Below are 5,112 nucleotides of genomic sequence, written 5' to 3' on the forward strand. Positions count from 1 at the left end.
TTTTAAATTTAAATATATCCATAGATTCCTCTTACAGATACTTCTCCTGATATTACTCTATTAATAGTGCCATCTTTATGTTTTACTATTAATTCTCCTTCATCATCAATATCTATTACCGTACATATGACTTCATTATTTCCATTAATTATTCTTACCTCTTTATTTATAAGTAATGAGCCTTCTCTACAAATTTCTATAACTTTACTTATATCTCCTATATCTTTAAAGTCTTCGTAAAACACTTCCAGATTATTTAATATATTAGCTACAAGTNNTCGACTTCATTTCCTATTTCATTTTTTAGTGAGGTGGCTTTTTCCTTTAGCTCATCTGGAAATAATTCCATATTAACATTTATGCCAATTCCCATGATTACATAATTTACCCTTTCTATTTCTGCATTCATTTCAGTTAATATGCCACATATCTTCTTGCCATTAATGACTATATCGTTAGGCCACTTTATTCCTACCGAAATGCCCATATCCTTTAGGGCAGTATAAACTGCTGCTGCACCAATTAAAGTAGTTCTAGGTGCTACCATAGGAGATATATTTGGTTTTAATACTATGGACATCCATATTCCTGTTCCTTTAGGAGAAATCCAACTTCTACCCAGTCTTCCCTTCCCACTAGTTTGTTCCTCTGCAGCAACTACCATTCCTTCTATAGGATTAGTACTACACTCTCTTCTGCACTGAACATTAGTAGAGTCTACTTCATGAAAATGAATGAAGTTTCTCCCTATATATTTAGTTGTAAGAAGAGGTAAAATCTCTTCACCATCTATAATATCCGGAGTACTTACCAGTTTATATCCTCTATTGGAAATTGATTCTATAATGTATCCTGCTTCCTTTAAGCTTTTTATATGCTTCCATATTCCAGCCCTAGTAATTCCTAATTCTTCACTAAGTCTTTCCCCTGAAATATATTCATCCTTACCTTTTCTAAGTATATTCAATATCTTCTTCTTCATTAAATACTTACCTTCCTAAGCTTTCTTATTTCTCAGGCAAATTATATGTCTCTGCCATTCTTTTTCTCTTATCAATATAATTTTGGCATCTTTCTAAGAAAATTTCAATATTTCTCTCTTCTTTTCTTACTTCATCTTCCGTCTTTGGCCCTCGCCCTAATCTATCACATATTCCAAGAAGTCCTATATCCTCAATGTACCCACTTTTAACGACTCTATTAAGATCTGCAAACTCATTATTTTTTACTACAAAAAGAATCTGCATATGAAGTCTAACTAGATTTATTACATAGTCATAAAATCCTTTATCTTCATGAAGTTTTAAATGGGTTAAAAATTCTTCTGCTATTCTTGCTCCAACTTTATCATGGTCATAGGCAGTGAGGTAGCCTCTTCTTAACTTTGTAGTAGTTAACTTACCTATATCATGTAAAAATGCTGCCCACATAAATCCCTTTGGTTCTTTGCTTCTATCCCTTCTTTTAGCAGCTTCGTCTATAACCATCATAGTGTGAATCCAAACATTACCTTCTGGGTGATGTTTAGGATTTTGCTCCACATCTTTTAACTTTAAAATCATGTTATAGGGATATATATCTGGATAACCATTATTTTCTACTAAGTTATTAAAATATATGGATGGCTTCTCATCTTCTAAAAGATGCTTTGTAAATTTTTCAAAATAATTCATCTAATTTTCTCCCTTCTTATCATACCTATATAATTAATATTTATAATTAATATTATTTACATATATAATATTTCCTATTAATATAATAGGTCATGAAATTTTTTCTTATGCTATTATACACAATATACTTTTATTAACATTATATTATATTCAATTATTTAAGTTCAGTTAAATAATTACTATGATAAAATACCCTACAGTATAGACGAATATCTTGTCTATCTATAGGGTATTGATTATTTAAGAATAAATATCTTTATTTTTTCTTCCATTTCTTTATTATAATTTTAGTTACCTGCAGGTTTTTCTGCTGGCTTTTCTGCCGGCTTATCCGCTGGTTTTTCTGCTGGTTTTTCTACTGGTTTTGTAGCAGGCGCTTGTTCTACTTTTTTAGTACCTCTTTTTATTATTTTAGGTAGTGGTACATAAGTATCAGTATTCATAAGCTCTGTTGAAACTACATTACCATTTTCATAAGTAGTTCTGTATGCCTTAACCTTATATCCCTGAGATCCATTCTGGGTAACCTTTTCTGTTCCTATAGGTAAAGTTGGATCATCCTCATATTTTACTGTTACAGGAATGGTCTCATAGGTTTCTGAGCTAAAGCTATAAGTTTTTCCACCTTTAGCTGCAGAGTTAGAATATATATTAAAGGTTACATTTCCACCACCAGTATATCCTTCAATGTATATTGGATATTTGTATGGATTTGTAAATACATAATCTATTCCTCCATAAGCAATAGTTGCATCAAGTCCTAATGGAACATATCCTACTGACATGTTATGATTTAACCTTTGATCTGGAAGAATTCCTGAGTCTAACACTGCATTGTGAAGTGTTGAAGATACTTGACAAATGCCACCTCCATATCCAATCTCCACCTTATTTCCAACATAAACGCCTCCTGGTTGATACCCTTTATCTGCTGTAGTGTCACCCACTGTAGTATTAAAACTAAAACTTTCTCCTGGCATTAGTACTATACCATTTACAGTTTTAGCTCCTAGTGATATATTGGTACTTCTGCTCCAATCTGAACTTCCAAAGTTAGTAGTTTTGGTTCCGATTCTAGTGTCAATAGTTGATAATTTTTCTTTTGTCTTAGTAGGCACCTCTTTTTTTATAGTTGCAGTTACTTCTATGTTTCCTGCTTTACTTTCTAATACCTTAGCATTTATATCCTTAACTAATGCTTGTACATCTAAAGACTTGCCAACTACTTCTTCCGTAATGTTAAATCCTGAACCTGCTTTTGTTATAGTAGCATCTTTTTTAGCAACATTAATTTCACTTTCCATTTTTTTAGCAACAGTATTTATAATTTCGTTATTATAGGTAAATGTTATTGGAAAGTCTTTTTTTTCAGAACTCTTTATTGCTTTAAACTTATCTAAATACCCAAGATCTCTATTATGGTTAAAAGCTTCATTTACAGTTTCATCTATATTAAACTCTACATGTAAGTCAGCATAGTTAATAGAATACTCCTTATCTCCAGCTTTAATTTTAATACTTCTGTTCCCAATTTCGTCGTTATATTTACTATTTAGTTCTTGCACAACTTTGTCCTTGGCTTTACCACTCACATCTATTCCTTCAACCTGCACACCTGGCATAATTAAATTCTCATATTTTGATACAGTAGTATGGATGTATGTTGTTGTACCTATAAATACTAAAAGAACTATAGTTATTACGGAAGAAATTGCTATGATCTTAGCTTTTCTATTAGATTTTTTATTCCCTGGGGTTAGTGAAAGCTTTGATCCATTCTCACCCTTCTCTAGATTCATATCCATAGTAACATTCCTTTCATTTTACACTTAAAAAATTGATTTAACATATAAATTATATCATATGTTAATCATATTTTCATTTATATTATTATTACGATTTCATTACATAATAATTTTCTATTGTAAAATTTAAACACAAGCATTATATATACAATTCATTCCATATACCTCTATCCATTTCTTCTGATGATTTTATTTACAGGTTCATATATATCATCATATATTACCTCTTCTTTTACTACCTTCTTATTTTCTAAGGTTTTTCTATAAACCTTTACCTTATAACCTTTACTACCTGGATTTTCAACTATTTCTTCCCCCTCATCCAAGGTTATGTCCTTTTTGTATTCTATTTTTTCAGGCATTTCTTTATAGACTTCACTAATAACTTCATACTTTATATTTTCTAATTCTTTATATGAATATATATTAAATATTAATTTATTATTTTCTACTATACCATCTATATAAATGGGATATGGTAAAGTGTTTTTAAACTTATAATCTACAATATTATAATAAATAGTGGCATCCATTCCTTTATCAACATACCCTATTGGTATAGAATGATGCGTTCTCTCTGTAGGCACAATTCCTGCTCTTATTATTCCATTATGAAGAGTTGTAGATACCTGACAAATACCTCCACCTAATTCAGGTTGAAGCTTATTATCTTTTATAACAGTTGCTTTTACATATCCTTTTTCTTTAGTACTTTCACCTACTAGTTTATTAAAACTATATTCTTCCTCCGGCATTAAAACTATACCACTTGCTGCTTCAGTTGCTACTTTAATGTTAGTAGCTCTAACATCATCTACAAAATTTGTACTAAAGCTAGATATTATTGTATTAATCCTTTTCAAGTCTTCAGTATTTATTTCTGGCTTTTTAATACTAATAGGTAATTTCAGAGTAACATCACCTTTATTATTCTCAGTATTACTTTTTACAACTTCTTCAACCTGAGAAATAAAATCTTTTCTATTTATTTCTTCTTTTGAAGAACTTTCACTTACTTTTAATTTTCCATCTTCCTTGACGATAGTTGCATTTTTAACTTTCTTGCTGAGGGTTTTTTCAATTTCATCCAACAAGGAATCTACAGAATTTATATTATAGCTATACTCAATATCAAAATCTACTTTTTTAGGATTTTTTATTAACTTATAACCTTCTCTTATAGATAAATCCTTTCCATAATCTAAAGCTTCCATAAGCGTTTCCTGCAAGTTGCTTTTTATATTTAAGCTTTCATAATCAATCTTATATTCTTTATCTTTTACCTTTACCTTAATATCGTTTTTGATAAGTTCTTTATTTTTTTCATTTAAAAGCTTTATGGATTCTTCCTTAGTTTTACCTCCCACTTCAATTCCTTCTACAAAAACTTGAGGATAAATTTTATTTACATAACTACCTACGGTACGCTTCATATATCCGTAATAAAATAGAAAATACACTACAATAAAAACAACTATTAAAGCAATAATAATGAGAAAAATATTTTTATTTCCTTTTCTTGTCTGCTTTCTTTTTTCCATATAAAATTCTCCTCTCATGGTATTTAAATTAGCTTGTGTAGTATTTCATAAAATATTCTAGATAAATAAAAAAATCAGTTCATTGTAAATTTA

The 5,112-nt window shown here is 29.6% G+C and carries 5 protein-coding genes; all 5 read right to left on the reverse strand.

The features are described 5' to 3' along the window. Positions 1-8: 8 nt before the first annotated feature. Positions 9-245, reverse strand: a complete 237-nt coding sequence (locus tag B3630_RS09270; RefSeq protein ID WP_346897512.1) for a hypothetical protein — start codon at positions 243-245, stop codon at positions 9-11. 23 nt (positions 246-268) lie between these two features. Beyond that, positions 269-982, reverse strand: a complete 714-nt coding sequence (locus B3630_RS09275) for a biotin--[acetyl-CoA-carboxylase] ligase (protein WP_346897514.1) — start codon at positions 980-982, stop codon at positions 269-271. A gap of 25 nt (positions 983-1,007) precedes the next feature. Further along, positions 1,008-1,673 (reverse strand): HDIG domain-containing metalloprotein, encoded by a 666-nt coding sequence (locus B3630_RS09280; protein WP_346897516.1) that lies wholly within the window; start codon positions 1,671-1,673, stop codon positions 1,008-1,010. 287 nt (positions 1,674-1,960) lie between these two features. After that, positions 1,961-3,478, reverse strand: a complete 1,518-nt coding sequence (locus B3630_RS09285) for a VanW family protein (protein ID WP_346897518.1) — start codon at positions 3,476-3,478, stop codon at positions 1,961-1,963. 167 nt (positions 3,479-3,645) lie between these two features. Beyond that, entirely contained in the window at positions 3,646-5,019 is a 1,374-nt protein-coding gene (locus B3630_RS09290; RefSeq protein ID WP_346897520.1) for a VanW family protein, read from the reverse strand. Positions 5,020-5,112: the final 93 nt, after the last annotated feature.

The organism is Clostridium sp. UBA7503, from assembly GCF_002477055.1.
GTDB lineage: Bacteria > Bacillota > Clostridia > Clostridiales > Clostridiaceae > Clostridium_J > Clostridium_J sulfidigenes.

What these genes read in the sequence shown, in the direction of transcription:
- B3630_RS09280 (WP_346897516.1), bottom strand. Translation starts at nt 1,673, where the DNA reads ATGAATTATTTTGAAAAATTTACAAAGCATCTTTTAGAAGATGAGAAG.
- B3630_RS09285 (WP_346897518.1), bottom strand. Translation starts at nt 3,478, where the DNA reads ATGGATATGAATCTAGAGAAGGGTGAGAATGGATCAAAGCTTTCACTA.
- B3630_RS09290 (WP_346897520.1), bottom strand. Translation starts at nt 5,019, where the DNA reads ATGGAAAAAAGAAAGCAGACAAGAAAAGGAAATAAAAATATTTTTCTC.